The organism is Nocardioides renjunii (genome assembly GCF_034661175.1).
Classification (GTDB): domain Bacteria; phylum Actinomycetota; class Actinomycetes; order Propionibacteriales; family Nocardioidaceae; genus Nocardioides; species Nocardioides renjunii.
Genome location: NZ_CP141058.1, coordinates 4,373,613 through 4,389,126 on the forward strand (window position 1 = coordinate 4,373,613; position 15,514 = coordinate 4,389,126).

11 protein-coding genes are annotated in these 15,514 nt (G+C 71.7%); 8 read left to right on the forward strand and 3 right to left on the reverse strand.

The annotated features are described in order from the left end of the window. On the forward strand, window positions 1-1,095 hold the full coding sequence (locus tag SHK17_RS21010; protein WP_322423650.1) for an alanine racemase: 1,095 nt from the start codon (window positions 1-3) through the stop codon (window positions 1,093-1,095). On the opposite strand, the gene SHK17_RS21015 is transcribed toward SHK17_RS21010, so the two are convergent. Both SHK17_RS21015 and SHK17_RS21020 read right to left on the reverse strand, forming a co-directional pair. After that, complete coding sequence (locus tag SHK17_RS21015; RefSeq protein WP_322423651.1) at window positions 1,006-2,241, reverse strand: hypothetical protein; 1,236 nt, start codon at window positions 2,239-2,241, stop codon at window positions 1,006-1,008. The genes SHK17_RS21010 and SHK17_RS21015 overlap by 90 nt on opposite strands. Before the next feature lie 17 nt (window positions 2,242-2,258). Next, on the reverse strand, window positions 2,259-4,631 hold the full coding sequence (locus SHK17_RS21020) for a transglycosylase domain-containing protein (protein WP_322423652.1): 2,373 nt from the start codon (window positions 4,629-4,631) through the stop codon (window positions 2,259-2,261). Between the two features lie 72 nt (window positions 4,632-4,703). Here SHK17_RS21020 and SHK17_RS21025 point away from each other — a divergent pair, with 72 nt between their 5' ends. The 5 genes from SHK17_RS21025 (at window position 4,704) to SHK17_RS21045 (ending at window position 9,919) form a co-directional block, all read left to right on the forward strand. After that, window positions 4,704-5,285, forward strand: a complete 582-nt coding sequence (locus SHK17_RS21025) for a PadR family transcriptional regulator (RefSeq protein WP_172268250.1) — start codon at window positions 4,704-4,706, stop codon at window positions 5,283-5,285. A gap of 95 nt (window positions 5,286-5,380) precedes the next feature. Further along, a complete protein-coding gene (locus tag SHK17_RS21030; protein WP_172268253.1) occupies window positions 5,381-6,463 on the forward strand; it encodes an inositol-3-phosphate synthase in 1,083 nt (360 codons plus the stop codon). 191 nt (window positions 6,464-6,654) lie between these two features. Then, a complete protein-coding gene (locus tag SHK17_RS21035; RefSeq protein WP_322920619.1) occupies window positions 6,655-8,028 on the forward strand; it encodes an extracellular solute-binding protein in 1,374 nt (457 codons plus the stop codon). Beyond that, on the forward strand, window positions 8,025-8,981 hold the full coding sequence (locus tag SHK17_RS21040; protein ID WP_322423653.1) for a carbohydrate ABC transporter permease: 957 nt from the start codon (window positions 8,025-8,027) through the stop codon (window positions 8,979-8,981). The genes SHK17_RS21035 and SHK17_RS21040 overlap by 4 nt, the downstream gene beginning before the upstream one ends. Beyond that, window positions 8,978-9,919 carry a carbohydrate ABC transporter permease gene (locus SHK17_RS21045; RefSeq protein ID WP_322920620.1) on the forward strand — a complete coding sequence of 314 codons (942 nt, stop codon included), beginning with the start codon at window positions 8,978-8,980 and terminating at the stop codon, window positions 9,917-9,919. The genes SHK17_RS21040 and SHK17_RS21045 overlap by 4 nt, the downstream gene beginning before the upstream one ends. A 30-nt stretch (window positions 9,920-9,949) precedes the next feature. Here SHK17_RS21045 and SHK17_RS21050 read toward each other — a convergent pair whose 3' ends face one another. Next, complete coding sequence (locus tag SHK17_RS21050; RefSeq protein WP_405030417.1) at window positions 9,950-11,371, reverse strand: CCA tRNA nucleotidyltransferase; 1,422 nt, start codon at window positions 11,369-11,371, stop codon at window positions 9,950-9,952. 83 nt (window positions 11,372-11,454) lie between these two features. Between SHK17_RS21050 and SHK17_RS21055 the strand changes: the two genes are divergently transcribed. Both SHK17_RS21055 and murJ read left to right on the forward strand, forming a co-directional pair. After that, entirely contained in the window at window positions 11,455-13,770 is a 2,316-nt protein-coding gene (locus SHK17_RS21055) for a DUF6049 family protein (RefSeq protein WP_322920622.1), read from the forward strand. 7 nt (window positions 13,771-13,777) lie between these two features. Further along, window positions 13,778-15,424, forward strand: coding sequence for a murein biosynthesis integral membrane protein MurJ (gene murJ / locus SHK17_RS21060; protein WP_322920623.1), 1,647 nt, complete (start codon window positions 13,778-13,780; stop codon window positions 15,422-15,424). The last annotated feature ends 90 nt before the right edge of the window (window positions 15,425-15,514 follow it).

Genomic DNA, 15,514 nt, shown 5'->3' on the forward strand with positions numbered 1-15,514 from the left:
ATGAGCCTGGTCCTCACGGTGGACGGCGCGCGCTGGCGCGCGCACCTCCTCTCGACGGTCACCCGCCACCCCGGCATCGTGCCGGTCGCCAAGGGCAACGGCTACGGCCTCTCGCTCGGGCGCCTGGCCCGCCGCGCGCAGTGGCTGGCCGAGCACGCCGAGGAGACCGGCGCGCCGCTCGACGTCGTCGCTGTCGGCACCTACGACGAGGTCGAGGAGGCCGCCAGCCGCTACGCCGGTGACCTCCTCGTGCTCACGCCGTGGCGTCCCTTCGGCGCGGCGCTCGACCTGCAGGACCGCACCGCCTCGCGCGTCGTGCACACCGTGAGCCGGCCCGCCGACCTCGCCGCCCTGCGCGAGCGCGACCCCGAGGCGCGCTTCGTGCTCGAGCAGCTCACCTCGATGCGCCGCCACGGCATGACCCGCCGCGACCTCGAGGCGGCGGCCGAGACCCTCGCCACCGCCCAGGGCGGCGGCGCGCGGCACCGGCTGCGCGGCGTGGCCATGCACCTGCCGCTCAACACCACCTCCCACCTCGGTGAGGTGACCCGGCTGATCAACGACGTCGTCGCCTCGGGCCTGCCGACGCGCACCGTCTTCGTCTCCCACCTCACGAGCGACGAGCTCGACCGGCTGGCGACGACCTACCCCGACTTCACCGTCCGGCCCCGCGTCGGCACGGGCCTCTGGCTCGGCGACCGCGGTGCGCTCTCGGTGACCTCCACCGTGCTCGACGTGCACGAGGTCGAGCGCGGCGACGTCTTCGGCTACCGCGGACGCAGCGTCCCCAAGCACGGCCACATCGTGGTGGTCAGCGGGGGCACCGCCCACGGCATCGGCCTCGAGGCGCCGACCGGCGACCAGTCCCTGCGGGCGCGCGCCGCGACCCTCGCCCGCGGCGGCATGGACGCCGTCGGCTTCGTCCGATCGCCGTTCTCGATCGACGGCAAGCAGCGCCTGTTCGCCGAGCCCCCGCACATGCAGGCCTCGATGCTGTTCGTGCCCTCAGGCGCGCGTGTCCCCGACATCGGCGAGCGGGTCGACGTGCGGGTCCGCTTCACCGCGACCGACTTCGACCGCGTCGTCATCTCCTGACCCGGCGTCGCGGAGCACCGCGACCACCAGCCAGACGAGTCCCGCGACCCGCAGCACGATCGCCAGCCAGTAGGCGCGGGCGTCGTCGGTGATGGTCGGGGCCAGCGCCTGGCCGAGCCACCAGCCGGTGATCACCCAGCTGAGCAGGTGGAGGGCCTGCCACACGAGCAGGTCGCGCCAGCGGCGTACGGCGATCGCCGCCAGCGGCAGTGCCAGCAGGGCGAGCTCCGGGGGCGCCGACGGCGTCACCACGAGCGCGGCGGCCAGCAGCACCAGCCCGGCCCGCGCGGACGTGATGGGGCTCGGCTGCTCGGACCGCCGCACCAGCCACCACACGGCGCCCGCGGCGAGGGCCAGGACGAGGCCCTGCACCACGGCGCGCGAGGTGGGTGAGCCACCCAGGCCGGCCTGCTGCAGCAGCAACCAGACGGACCCCGTGTCGGGGCCCTGGCTGGTTGCCCGGCCGGGCAGGGTGACCACGACGTACGCCGCCGCTGCCGCGAGCACCGCGTCGACGCGGTCGCGGGTCCGGCCGCCCACGGCGACCACCCCGAGGAACGCCACGGCCACCGGCAGGGCGAAGGCGGCGCCGATGCCGGCCCCGATGCCGGCCAGCCAGCCGCGCCCGGTCGTCCATCCCCACAGCAGCACGGCGACGCCGACCGCGGCCACCAGCGTCCACGACAGCCAATGGACGAGGAGGACCGGGCCGAGCGCCCAGCCGGCGGCCGCCCACGGCCGGCGGGGGTCGACCCGCACCAGGAGGCCCGTGCCGAGGAGCGCGAGGGCGGCGAGCAGCACGGCGAGGGCGGCGGTGGTCGCGACCGTGCCGCTGCCGGGGAGGGTCCCGGCGAGCCGCTCGAGCCAGGTGGCCACCTGCGGCGGCGTGCGCGAGGCGGCGGCCGTGCCGGCCAGGTCGGTCCAGCAGAGCTGGGCGAACGGCTGGTCCTGCCGGCCCCACCCCGACGGAACGCAGGCGCCCTTGCTGAGCATGCCCGCGGCCAGCACGAGGGACGTGGCGCCGAGCAGCGTCCGGGAGGCGTCCCACCAGCGGTGACCGCCGGCGTGGTCGCCGAGCGGCCCACCCACCACCTCGGACATCGCGGTCGCGACCGGGTCCGTGCGGGTCGGTGCCTCGTGGTCCACCAGTGCCCCCGACCGGATCAGGGCCGCGCGTCGAGTGCGGCGAGCCGTGCCTGCCAGCGGCCGGCCGGCGTGGTCGGCGCCGCCGTCGGGGTCGTCGGGACCGGGGTCGTGGGCGCCGGCGTCGTCGGGGCCGGGGTCGTCGGCGTCTCCGTCGGGATCGGCGTCTCGGTCGGGATCGGCGTCTCCGTCGGGATCGGCGTCTCGGTCGGCGTGGGCGTCTCGGTCGGCGTCTCCGTCGGCTCCTCCGTCGGGATCTCGACCGTGGGCGTCTGGGTCGGGGTCGGGGTCCGCGTGGGCTGCGGCGTCGACGGGGGCGGCGGCGGCGGCGTGTACTCATGGCCGTCCTCCGGGGCGTCGCCGTCGACGTAGACCGGCTCGGGGAAGTCCTCGACCTCCTTGCCCTCCATCACCCGCTGCATGATCGCGGTCCAGGTCTTGGCGGGGTAGTTGCCGCCGAAGTAGCCGGAGCGGCCGTCGGAGCTCGTCGGCAGCCACAGGTCGGCGCCGTCAGGCCGGGGGACGTCGAGGCCCTCGCGGCCGCGACCGCGGACGTACATCACCGCGGTGGAGACCTGGGGGGTGAAGCCGACGAACCACGACGACGACACCTCGTCGTCGTCGTTGGTGGCGGTGCCGGTCTTGGCGGCTGCGGGACGCGCCAGCGCCAGCGCCTCGGTGCCCGAGCCGGACTCGACCACCTGCTGGAGCGCGTACGTCACGTCGGCGGCGATGTCCGGGTCGACGGTCTCCTTGCTGCGGGCCTTCGCCTCGTAGAGGACCTCGCCGCTCTTGCTCACGACCTTCTCCACGACGTGGACCTCGTTGCGGGTGCCGCCGTTGGCGAGGGTGGCGTAGGCGTTGGCCATGTTGATCGGGCTGACCTGCGCCGTCCCGAGCGTGACGCCGACGTTGTCCTGGAAGTCGATGGACCTGCGCGGGATGCCCCAGCGCTCGGGCTCGTTGCCCGGGATGCCGAGGTCCTCGGCGGCCTGGATGACCTTCTGCGGCCCGTCGTCCATCGAGTCGACCATGTCGACGAACGCGGTGTTGACGGAGTTCTCCGTCGCGGTGACCATCGAGACGGCCGAGCCGTAGTCGGTGTCGCCCTGGTTGCCGAACTCCGTGCCGGCGACGTCGATCGGGCTGTTGCCCTCGAAGGTGTCGTTGAGCGAGAACCCGTCGCGGATGGCCGCCACGTCGGTCGCGGCCTTCATCGTCGAGCCGGCCATGCCACCGGACACGGCCCAGTTGATCTGCGAGTCGAGGTAGTCCTGACCGCCGTAGAAGCCGAGCAGCTCACCGGTCTGGGTGTCCACCGTGGCGGCACCGACGTGGAGGTCCTTGTCACCGGCCGGCCCGGGCATGCCGGCGTCGGGACGCTGCTCGAGGACGGCGTCCTCGACGTCGGCCATCACCTGCGGGTCGAAGGTGGTGGTGATCCGCAGGCCGCCGCCGTCGATCTGCTCCTCGGTGGCGATGTCGCGGTCGAGGATCTCCTGCTTGACCAGGGCCAGCATGTGGCCCTTCTGCCCGCCGAACTGGCTCTGGGTGGCGACCTTGGGGAACTTCGGCAGCCGCTTGACGGCCTGGTCGCGCTCCTCGGTGGTGATGGTGCCCATTTCGGCCATGCTGTCGAGGACGTACTCGTAGCGACCCTTGAGGTCCTGCTTGGCCTCCTTGCCGTTGGCCGGGTCGTACTGCGTCGGGTTGTTGAGCACCGTGGCGAGCACCGCCGACTCGCGCAGGCTCAGCTGGCTCGCCGGGTGGTCGAAGTAGGCCTTGGACGCCGCCTGGATGCCGTAGGCGCCGCGGCCGAAGTAGATGGTGTTGAGGTAGCCCTCGAGGACCTCGGACTTGCTGAGCTGCTGCTGGATCTTGAGCGAGACGATCGCTTCCTTGATCTTGCGCTTGTAGCTCTGCTCGGAGGTCAGGTAGAGGATCTTCACGTACTGCTGGGTGATCGTCGAGGCACCCTGGCGGGCGTTGCCCTGGGCGTTGGAGAAGAGCGCGCGCAGGATGCCCTTGGGGTCGATGCCCTTGTCGGTCCAGAAGGACTGGTTCTCCGCGGCGACCACCGCGTCCTGCATCGTCTGCGGCATCTCCGCGAGCGGGATCGACTCGCGGTTCTGGTCCTCGTAGTAGGTGCCGAGCTGCTGCTTGCCGTCGCGGTAGTAGACGAACGTCGTCTGCGCCTTGAAGGCCGCGTTCTCCTCGGGGATGTCGATCGCCTGGTAGAGCACCACCACGATGCCGCCCAGCAGCAGGGCGCAGACCACGCCGACGACGGCGAAGACCTTGGCGAACCTGGCCGCTCGCTGTCGCGGCGTACGCCGGGTGCTGGGCCGTCGGGTCATGGCCTTTCCGTCGGCCCTGCGCTTCTTCGCACTCACCGGATCAGGGTACGGGGACCGGTCCGCCAACCCGGATTCGTCACCTGCGGATATATCAGTACGATAGGTCACATGGCACGCCGCGGGGACACCATCGAGCTCGCAGTCCTCGGACTGCTGCACGAGGGACCCATGCACGGCTACGAGCTGCGCAAGCGGCTCAACCTCATGCTCGGCTGGGGCCGGGTGCTGTCCTACGGCTCCCTGTACCCCGCCCTGAAGAAGATGCTGCGTGCCAACCTCATCACCGAGGTCGCCGCCACCACGACGCCGACCAGCCGGCGCCCCCGCATCACCTACGAGGTCACCGAGGCCGGCAACGAGCACTTCCAGCGGCTCATGTCCGAGGTCGGCCCCACCGCGTGGGAGGACGACAACTTCGACATCCGGTTCGCGTTCTTCTCCTCCACCGACATGGAGATCCGTCTCCGCGTCCTGGAAGGCCGCCGCTCGCGGCTGCAGGAGCGCCTCGCCCGCGTGCAGGGCGAGCTCGAGCGCACCCAGGCCGAGGTCAACCGCTACGCCGCCGAGCTCCAGCGCCACGGGGTCGAGTCCGTGGAGCGAGAGGTCCGCTGGCTGTCCGACCTGATCCGCGCCGAGCGCGGCGACGAGTCCCGGACACCCGCACCCGGAGCGCCGACCGGCTCCGACTGACACGCCAGACCAGCCAGACCAGCCAGACCAGCGACACCAAGACCAGACGCACCACCAGCCAGGCACACGAGGACCACAACGAGGAGGAGAGCCCCATGGGTTCGGTACGAGTAGGGATCGTGGGGGTCGGCAACTGCGCCACCTCCCTCGTCCAGGGCGTTGAGTACTACAGGGACGCAGACCCGGCCGTGACCGTGCCGGGCCTCATGCACGTCGTCTTCGGCGACTACCACGTCAAGGACGTCGAGTTCGTCGTCGCCTTCGACGTCGACGACAAGAAGGTGGGCAAGGACCTCTCCGAGGCCATCAACGCCTCCGAGAACAACACCATCAAGATCGCCGACGTGCCGACTCTCGGCGTCGAGGTCAAGCGTGGCCCGACCCTCGACGGCCTCGGCAAGTACTACCGCCAGACCATCGAGGAGTCCGGCGCGGAGCCGGTCGACGTGGTCCAGGCGCTCAAGGACGCCGACGTCGACGTCCTCGTCTCCTACCTGCCGGTGGGCTCGGAGGAGGCCGACAAGTTCTACGCCCAGTGCGCGATCGACGCCGGCGTGGCCTTCGTCAACGCGCTGCCCGTCTTCATCGCCTCCGACCCCGTGTGGGCGAAGAAGTTCGAGGACGCCGGCGTCCCGATCGTCGGCGACGACATCAAGAGCCAGGTCGGTGCCACCATCACCCACCGCGTGATGGCGAAGCTGTTCGAGGACCGCGGCGTGGCCCTCGACCGCACCTACCAGCTCAACGTCGGCGGCAACATGGACTTCAAGAACATGCTCGAGCGTGAGCGCCTGGAGTCCAAGAAGGTCTCCAAGACCCAGGCCGTGACGTCCAACCTCAAGGGCGAGCTCGCCGACAAGGTCAGCGACCGCAACGTGCACATCGGCCCGTCCGACTACGTCGCGTGGCTCGACGACCGCAAGTGGGCCTACGTCCGCCTCGAGGGTCGCGCGTTCGGTGACGTCCCCCTCAACCTCGAGTACAAGCTCGAGGTCTGGGACTCCCCGAACTCCGCCGGCATCATCATCGACGCCGTCCGCGCCGCGAAGATCGCCAAGGACCGCGGCATCGGCGGCCCGATCCTCCCGGCCTCGGCCTACCTGATGAAGTCCCCGCCGGTGCAGATGGCCGACGAGGTCGGTCGCTACGAGCTCGAGAAGTTCATCCGGGGCGAGTAGTCCCCGACCGCTCCACCCCAGCACGACCCAGCACCACCACAGCACGGCCCCGCAGGTCCACGTCCCGGACCCGCGGGGCCGTTGCCGTCCCGCCGCCCGGGGAAGGCCCGAGGATAGAAGCGCTTCTCCGGGGTACTCAGCGAGATGGACCCCGCTGGAGGTGCCGGCGCGGGCATGGGAGGAGATCGGTCATGCGACTTTCCGCGTTGACGGGCACGTTCGTGGCGGCATGCCTGCTGGCAGGGTGCGCCCAGGGCACCGGCGACTCCGAGGAGACCTCGGACGCGTCCTTCGACAGCAGCGCCGACCTGTCCGGCGAGGTGCAGGTGATGGGCTTCGGCGCCGGCGACGAGATCGCGACCGAGCGCCTCGAGCTGGCGGAGGAGGAGCTCGGCGAGGCGAAGGTCGACCTGGTCGAGGGCGACCTCGACATCCAGCAGTTCCTCTCCTCGGTCGCCTCGGGCGAACCGCCCGCGCTGGTCTACGCCGAGCGCAGCCAGATCGGCACGTTCGCCTCCCGCGGCGCGGTCGTCCCCCTGACCGACTGCATCGAGGGAGAGGGCATCGACACCTCCGTCTTCCGCGAGTCCGCCCTCGGGGAGGTCACCTTCGACGACGAGGTCTACGGCATCCCGGAGTTCAACGTCGTCCAGCTGACCCAGGCCAACGCCGACCTGCTCGAGCAGTCCGGCCACACCGTCGAGGACGTCAACGGCTCCGACTGGGCCGCGGTCCTCGAGGCCAACAAGGACCTCATGCAGATGCAGGGCGGGGACCTGGCGACGATCGGCTACGACAGCAAGCTCCCCGAGTTCCTGCCGCTGTGGGCCAAGGCCAACGGCGCCGACCTCATCTCCGAGGACGGTCGCACCGCCCAGCTCGACGACCCGGCGGTCGTCGAGGCGCTCGAGTTCGCCGTCTCGGTCTACGACGCCCAGGGCGGCTTCGGCGAGGTGAAGGCGCTGCGCGACTCGGCCGACTTCTTCGGCGACGGCAACCAGTTCGCCAGCGGCTCCCTCGGCGCCATGCCGATGGAGCAGTGGTACGTCAGCGTCCTCAACGACGTCTCCCCCGACGCCCCGATGGCCTTCGACACGGTGCGCGACCTCCAGGGCGAGCCGCTCGCGTGGGCGTCGGGCTCCGCGTGGGCGATCCCCAAGGGCAGCCCCAACCCCGAGGCCGCGTGCCGGATGGCCCGCGTGATGACCGAGACCGACTCCTGGATGGCCGCGGCCGAGGAGCGCGTCCGGCTGCGCGAGGAGAGCGGCGGGCTGTTCACCGGCATCCTGACCGCCAACGAGGAGGCCGACGAGGCGATCCGCGAGATGGCCCCGACCGACGGCGACTCCGTCTGGTCGCAGGCGGTCGCAGCGATGTACGAGGCCAACGACCACACCTTCGCCATGCCGGCCAACCCCGCCGGCGACGAGTTCGAGCAGGCCTGGCAGGACGAGGTCAACAAGGTGCTCAACGGCCAGAAGGAGCCGGCCGACGCCCTGGCGGACGCCCAGGAGGCGGCGCAGGACGCACTCGACGAGGCATGGGCGAGCTGGGACGAGAAGTGAGCACCGCGACGGCTCCCGGCCGGCGTACCCGACCCGCCACCCGGCGCCGCCGGGGCGAGGGCGGACGGCACCAGGGCCGCGTGGCCCTGCTGTTCATCAGCCCCTGGCTGATCGGGTTCGTGGTGTTCATGGCCTACCCGGTCCTCTACACCGTCTACCTCTCGCTGACGGACTACGACGTCATCAACGACCCGTCCTTCGTGGGGCTCGACAACTACCGCGAGCTGATGGGTGACGAGAAGATCCGCCTGGCGCTGCGCAACACCTTCGTCTACACCCTGATGTCGGTGCCGGCGCAGCTCGCCGTCTCGCTCGGCCTCGCGCTGCTGCTGCAGCGCGCCGGGCGGGCGGCGGGATTCTTCCGCACCGCCTTCTTCCTGCCGAAGATGACGCCGCCGGTCGCCGTGGGCGTCCTGCTGCTCATGCTGCTCAACGGGCAGAACGGCCTGCTCAACGAGTTCCTCGGCTGGTTCGGGATCAACGGCCCCAACTGGACGACCGACCCCGCGTGGGTGAAGCCCGGCCTGGTGATCATGTCGCTGTGGACCGTCGGGGCATCGGTGATCATCCTGCTGGCCGCCCTGCAGGAGGTGCCCGAGGAGCTCCTCGACGCCGCCCGGGTGGACGGGGCCGGGTGGTGGCGCCGGCTGTGGCACGTCACCGTGCCGATCATCAGCCCGGCGATCTACTTCATCGTCGTGGTCGACACCATCGCCTCGCTCCAGTCCTTCACCGAGGCCTACACGGCGTTCTTCGGGGCGGGCAACACGACCTACAGCAACGACGCCGCGCTGTTCTACGCCATCTACCTGTTCCAGCAGGCCTTCGAGTTCCTCCACATGGGCTACGCCTCGGCGATGGCGATGCTGCTCTTCGTCATCGTGATGGTCGTCACCGCCGTGCAGGTGATGCTCAGCCGGCGCTACGTCCACTACACGGGCGGTGCGCGATGAGCACCCTCGACCGCGCCGGCGAGGCCGGACCCACCACGGGCGTGCCGCCGGTCGACCCGGACGAGGCGGTGACCGCTCCGGCCCGGGCCCCGCGGCCGCCGAACCGGCGACCCGGCCTCGGCGGCCGCATCTTCGTGGCCGTCGCGCTGGTCGTGACCACCATCGCGTTCGTCTACCCGTTCGTGTGGCTGGTCAGCGCCTCGCTCAAGCCGCGCAGCGACGTCTTCGACAACCGCCTGATCCCCGAGACGCTGACCTTCGACAACTACATCGAGGTGTGGAACGCCGCACCGATGGCGGCGTGGCTGCTCAACACGGCCTTCGTCACCATCATGGCGACCCTCACGGTCACCATCTCCAGCGCGCTCGTGGCGTGGGGGTTCGCGCGCTACCAGTTCCGCGGCCGCAACTTCCTCTTCGGGCTGGTGCTCGCCTCGATGATGATCCCGGGCGCGGCGACGATGATCCCGACCTACCTGATCTGGGACTCGCTGGGGATGGTCGGCACGCTGACGCCGCTGTGGGCAGGCAACGTGTTCGGCACGGCGTTCTACATCTTCCTGCTGCGCCAGTTCTTCCTCGGCCTGCCGACCGAGCTGTTCGACGCGGCCGAGATGGACGGCGCCGGGCACTGGAAGGTGTTCTGGCACGTCGCGCTGCCGCTGACCAAGCCGGCGCTCGTGGTCGTCGCCCTCTTCGAGTTCCAGGCGGCGTGGACCGACCTGATGCGCGGACTGATCTACCTGCGCGACCGCGAGGACTTCACGGTGCCGCGTGGCCTCAAGTCGATGCTCGACCAGTTCGGCTTCGGCGGCGAGTGGCACTGGGAGCTCGTCGTCACCGCGAGCGTCATCACGACCGTGCCGATGATCCTGGTGTTCTTCCTCGGGCAGAAGCAGATCATCCAGGGCGTGGCGAGCACGGGCACCAAGGGCTGACGCCGACTCGGCGGCAGTTCTGCGGGTCCGCTAGGAGGTCCGCCCTGCCCACCAGGCGCGCAGGGCGGCCTCGGCCTCCTCCGGCGACTTCGGTCCCTCCTCCACCCGCAGCTCGAGCAGGAACGCGTACGCCTGCCCGACGTCGCGGCCGGGGCCGATGCCGAGGAGCTCCATGATCTGGTTGCCGTCGAGGTCCGGACGGATCGACGCGAGCTCCTCCTCCTCCGAGAGCCGCGCGATGCGCTCCTCGAGCGAGTCGTACGCCCGGCGCAGGCGGTCGGCCTTGCGCTGGTTGCGGGTGGTGCAGTCGGCGCGGGTGAGGATGTGCAGCCGCTCGAGCTGCTCGCCCGCGTCGCGGACGTAGCGACGTACGGCACTGTCGGTCCACTCGCCCGACCCGTAGCCGTGGAAGCGCAGGTGCAGCTCGACCAGCGTGGCGACCGCGTCGGTGTCGGCGTTGGAGAAGCGCAGCGCCTTCATCCGCTTGCGGGTCAGCTTGGCGCCGACGACGTCGTGGTGGTGGAAGGTGACGATGCCGCCGGCCTCGAAGCGGCGCGTGCGCGGCTTGCCGACGTCGTGCATGAGGGCCGCGAACCGGGAGACGAAGTCGGGACCGTCCCCGAGGCGGTGCTCGAGGTCGATCGACTGCTCGAGGACGGTGAGGGTGTGCTCGTAGACGTCCTTGTGCCGGTGGTGCTCGTCGCGCTCCAGCGCGAGGGCGGGCAGCTCGGGGAGGACGTGGGCCGCGAGGCCGGTGTCGACCAGCAGGGTGAGCCCGAGCCGCGGGTGCGGCGCGCAGACCAGCTTGACCAGCTCGTCGCGGACCCGCTCGGCCGAGATGATCTCGATCCGGCCCGCCATCGCGGTCATCGCCGCCACCACGTCGGGCGCGACCGAGAACCCGAGCTGGGCGGCGAACCGCGCCGCGCGCATCATCCGAAGAGGGTCGTCGGAGAAGGAGTCCTCCGGCGCGCCCGGCGTGCGCAGCACCCGCTCGGCCAGGTCGACGATGCCCCCGAACGGGTCGACGAACTCGCGGCTCGGCACGCGGACCGCCATCGAGTTCACCGAGAAGTCGCGCCGGCCCAGGTCGCCCTCGAGGGAGTCGCCGAAGTCCACGTCGGGCTTGCGCGACGACGGGTCGTAGCTCTCCGAGCGGTAGGTCGTGATCTCGACCTGCCACGGCCCCTTGCGGCAGCCGATCGTGCCGAAGTCGCGGCCCATGTCCCACACCGCGTCGGCCCAGCCCGACACGAGCCGCTCGGTGACGTCCGGCACGGCCGAGGTGGTGAAGTCGAGGTCGTTCTGCAGCCGGCCGATCATGGCGTCGCGGACCGGCCCGCCGACCAGGGCGAGCTCCTCGCCGGCCGCGGCGAAGAGGGCCCCGAGCTCGTCGATGACCGAGCCGATGCGGTCGAGCTCGGCCCCGACCCGGCGCTGGATCTCGACGATCGTGAGCGGTTGCAGTGCGGCGTCGGACACGACGGGCCAGTCTACGTGCCGACCCGGTGGGTCCGAACAACTAGCATCGGTGCGTGCCCCGCCCGTCCGTGATCCGTGCTGCCCTGGCGGGGCTCCTGACCCTCGGGGTCGCGACCGGGCCGGCCCTCGGGGCGGCCGGAGCGCCCGCGACGAGGGCTCCCGCCGAGGAGCCCGACCCCCTCGTCGTCCACCTCGACACCATCACGCCGGTGCTGCCGAGCACCGGGGACGTCGAGATCACCGGCACGGTCACCAACGTCAGCGACGAGACCTTCACCCGCGTCAACCTCCACGCCTTCTCCTCCCAGCAGCCGATCCTCGACTCCCCCAACCTCAACGAGTCGGCGGGCGTCGACCCGGGCGTCTACGTCGGTCCCCGGGTGACCGTCCCGGGCACGTTCGACACCGTGGACGAGCTCGCGCCCGGCGAGACGGCGTCCTTCTACGACTCCGTGCCCGTCGAGCTGCTCGGCACCTCCGGCCAGGCCGGTGTCTACTGGATCGGCGTCCACGCCCTCGGCGACGGCTCGGTCCCGCGCGACGACATCGCCGAGGGCCGGGCCCGCACGTTCATCCCGCAGGAGCCGACCGGCGACCGGACCCAGGAGGCCTCGGTCATCCTCCCGGTCCGCAGCCGGGTCTGGTACGACGCCGACGGACGCGTCGCAGGGCTGGACCGGTGGGCCCGCCGACTGGCCGAGGGTGGCAGCCTCGACGGCGTGCTCGACATGGCCGAGTCCGCGGGCTCGACGCCCTACAGCTGGCTGGTCGACCCGGCCGTCCTGCACGCCGTGGCGAAGCTGACGGTGGGCAACCCGGCCCGGAGCATCGCGCCGGACCCCAGCGTCGAGGGCCAGCAGCCCTCCCCGACCGAGACGCCGACCGACGGCGTGGACGAGACCCCCACGCTGGAGACCATCACCCCCGCCACCCCGGAGCCCACCGAGGACCTCAGCGAGGAGGACGCGCAGCTGATCGCGGCGGCGGACGCCTGGCTCACCCGCTTCCAGGCCATCGTCGGCTCCGACACGGTGCTGACGCTGCCCTACGGCGACCTCGACGTCGCCGCTGCCGCCCGCAACGACGCCACCCGGCTCGACCAGGCGGTGGACCGCAGCGCCGAGGTGATGCTCGACCTCGGTCTCACCTCGCAGCCCGCGGTGTCCCCGATCAGCGACCGGCTCAGCGAGGAGGCGATCGCCGCCACGCCGCCGGGCACCGTCATCCTGCTCGGTGACAGCGCCTTCGACCTCCCGCCGACCAGCCCCGACTCCGTGGTCCGACTGCTCGGGCACGAGGTCGTCGTCACCAGCACCGGGGCCGAGGCCGGTGGTCCCGGTCCCACCGCGGCCACCGACCCGCTCGCGCTGCGTCAGCGCCTGCTCAGCGAGGCGGCGCTCCGCCTCGAGAACCGCGACACGGCACCGCTCGTCGTCACCCTGCCCACCGTGTGGAACGGGGAGGACGCGGCGTCGTTCTTCACCGACCTCGACCAGCCGTGGCTCGACCTCGTCCCCGTCAGCGACGTCGCGGGACGCAGCGCCGTCGACGTGCCGGCCTCCAGCCTCAACTACACCGAGGACGACCTGGCCGCGGAGCTCGACCCGACCAACTTCTCCGCGGCCACCAGGGCAACGACCGCGGCCACCCTCCTCGAGCAGGTCCTCACCCTCCAGACCATGGTCGAGACCTCCGTCGAGGACCAGGCGCTCGTGCTGCTCTCCGAGCAGCACCGCGCCCGCCCGGGTCTGGCCCGCGCCGCCACCGACCGGCTCGACGAGGTCCTGCGCGAGGACCTCGCGTCGGTGCGGATCGAGGGACCGCCCGCCGTGACGCTGTCCGGCGACTCCGGACCGCTCGGCGCGACCCTCGTCAACGAGCTCGACCAGCCGGTGACCGTCCGGGTCCGGGTGAGCACCGACGGCGAGATGAACCTGACCGGCGGTGACGGCGTGCGCGAGCTCGGCCCCCTGGCCCGCAGCGTCGTCCGCTTCGAGGCGAGCACGAGCGAGGTCGGCGTGCACAACGTCCGGCTGTCGGTGACCAGCGTGGACGGCGTGGCGCTCGGCTCGACGGCCCAAGTGCCGATCCGCGCGGCCCGGGTGAGCGCGTTGATCTGGGTCGTCATGGCAGTGGGCGCGCTCGTCCTGTTCGGCATGGTGGGCTACCGCCTGCCGGGTCAGATCCGCCAGCGCCGTGCCGAGCTCGCGGCCGCGGAGGCCGCCGACGAGCAGCCCGAGCCTGCCGAGGACGCGCCGCCCGGCGAGGACCACGCCGACCACCGGGACCCCGGTGACCCACCGGTCCCCGGCGAGCCGGCCACCTCGCGCGCCGCGGACCTCGAAGACGCCGCCACGGACCGCGCATGAGCGGCGCATGAGCATGACCGACCAGCGCGTGATGGCCTCCTCGGCCGTGATGGCCGCGGGCACCGTGGTGTCGCGCGCGTCGGGCTACGTCCGCAGCGCCCTGCTCGTCGCGGCGCTGGGCGCCTCGATCCGCGGCGATCTCTTCACCATCGCCAACACGCTGCCCAACATGGTCTACATCCTGCTGGCCGGCGGCATCTTCAACGCCGTCCTCGTGCCGCAGCTCGTCCGCCGCATCAGCAGCGACCCCGACGGGGGCGACGCCTACGCCAGCCGCGTCATCACGCTCTCCGCGCTCTTCCTCGGCGCGGTCAGCGTGCTGCTCGTCGTGCTGGCCCCCCTGCTCCTCCAGGTCTACCTCGACAGCCGCTACCTCGAGCCCGACCGCGCGGCCCACCTCGAGTCGATCGTGAACCTCACCCGCTGGTGCCTGCCGCAGGTGTTCTTCTACGGCATGTACGTCCTCATCGGGCAGGTCCTCAACGCGCGGGGCCGGTTCGGGCCGATGATGTGGGCCCCCATCGCCAACAACCTCATCTCGGTCGGGGTGCTGGTCCTCTTCCTCGTCGTCTGGGGGCCGGTCGGTGACAGCGCCGACCAGTACGCCCCGCTGAGCGGGTCCCAGGAGGTGCTCCTGGGCCTCGGCTCGACCATCGGCATCGTCGCGCAGTGCCTGGTGCTCGTCCCCTACCTCCGGGCCTCGGGGTTCAGCTACCGCCCGCGCTTCGACTTCCGCGACCCCGAGCTCAGGCACACCCTGTCCCTGGGTGTGTGGACCGTGCTCTTCGTCATCGCCACCCAGGCGGCGTACCTCGTGGTGGTGCGGCTCGCGTCGGGCGGCACCGCCGGCGGCGGCGACGGCACGGGGCTGACGGTCTACTCCAACAGCCTGCTCATCATGATGGTGCCGCACGCGATCGTCACCGTCTCGCTCGCCACCGCGATCCTGCCGCGGCTCTCCGCCCTGGCCTCCGAGGACCGCCTGGCCGAGCTCGGGAGCACGGTCGGCTCCACGCTGCGCACCGCGCTGGCCCTGGTGCTGCCCTTCGCGGTCCTCCTGCCGCTCGTCGCCGGCGACGTCGCCGCGGCCGCCTTCGGCTGGGGCGGTGGCGAGGAGCGCGCGGCGGCCTTCGCCCCGACCCTCGCGCTCTTCGGGCCGGCGCTGGTGTTCTTCACCGTCCACTACTTCATGCTCCGCGGCTTCTACGCCATGGAGATGACCCGGCTCGTGTTCTTCATCCAGCTCGCCGTCTCCGCGACCAACGTCGCCGTCGCCGTCGCCCTCGTGCCGTCCCGGCCGCCCGAGGACACCGCCCCCATGCTGGTGGTGGCCTACCTGTCGTCGTACGCCGTCGGCGCCGCGATCAGCACGGTGCTGCTGCGGCGCACCGCGGGCGGCATCGAGGGCTCGCAGCTGCTCCGGTTCCTCGTCCGGATGGCGCTCGTGCTCGCCGTCGCCGCCGCGGCCATCTGGGCCGCCGAGCTCGCGATGTCCGGGCTCGGGGAGCGCCCCGGACCTCTCGTCGCGCTCGTACGGGGCGGGCTGAGCGGGCTCGCCGGCTGCGTCGTGCTGCTCCTCGGCGCCCGGCTCCTGCACGTGCGCGAGGTGACCAGCCTCGTCGACATGGTCGCGGCGCGCCTGCACAGGCGATGAGACTGCCTAGAGTGGCCGCAAGCACGGCGACGGCGCTCGTGCGACGGTCGTGCCGGGGCGGGCAACAGGTCAGTGGGAGCGAGGTGAGCG

Bases quoted from the DNA above. Each gene is read 5' to 3' on its own strand.
- SHK17_RS21035 (WP_322920619.1), top strand. From the start codon at position 6,655: ATGCGACTTTCCGCGTTGACGGGCACGTTCGTGGCGGCATGCCTGCTG.
- murJ (WP_322920623.1), top strand. From the start codon at position 13,778: ATGAGCATGACCGACCAGCGCGTGATGGCCTCCTCGGCCGTGATGGCC.
- SHK17_RS21025 (WP_172268250.1), top strand. From the start codon at position 4,704: ATGGCACGCCGCGGGGACACCATCGAGCTCGCAGTCCTCGGACTGCTG.
- SHK17_RS21030 (WP_172268253.1), top strand. From the start codon at position 5,381: ATGGGTTCGGTACGAGTAGGGATCGTGGGGGTCGGCAACTGCGCCACC.
- SHK17_RS21045 (WP_322920620.1), top strand. From the start codon at position 8,978: ATGAGCACCCTCGACCGCGCCGGCGAGGCCGGACCCACCACGGGCGTG.
- SHK17_RS21010 (WP_322423650.1), top strand. From the start codon at position 1: ATGAGCCTGGTCCTCACGGTGGACGGCGCGCGCTGGCGCGCGCACCTC.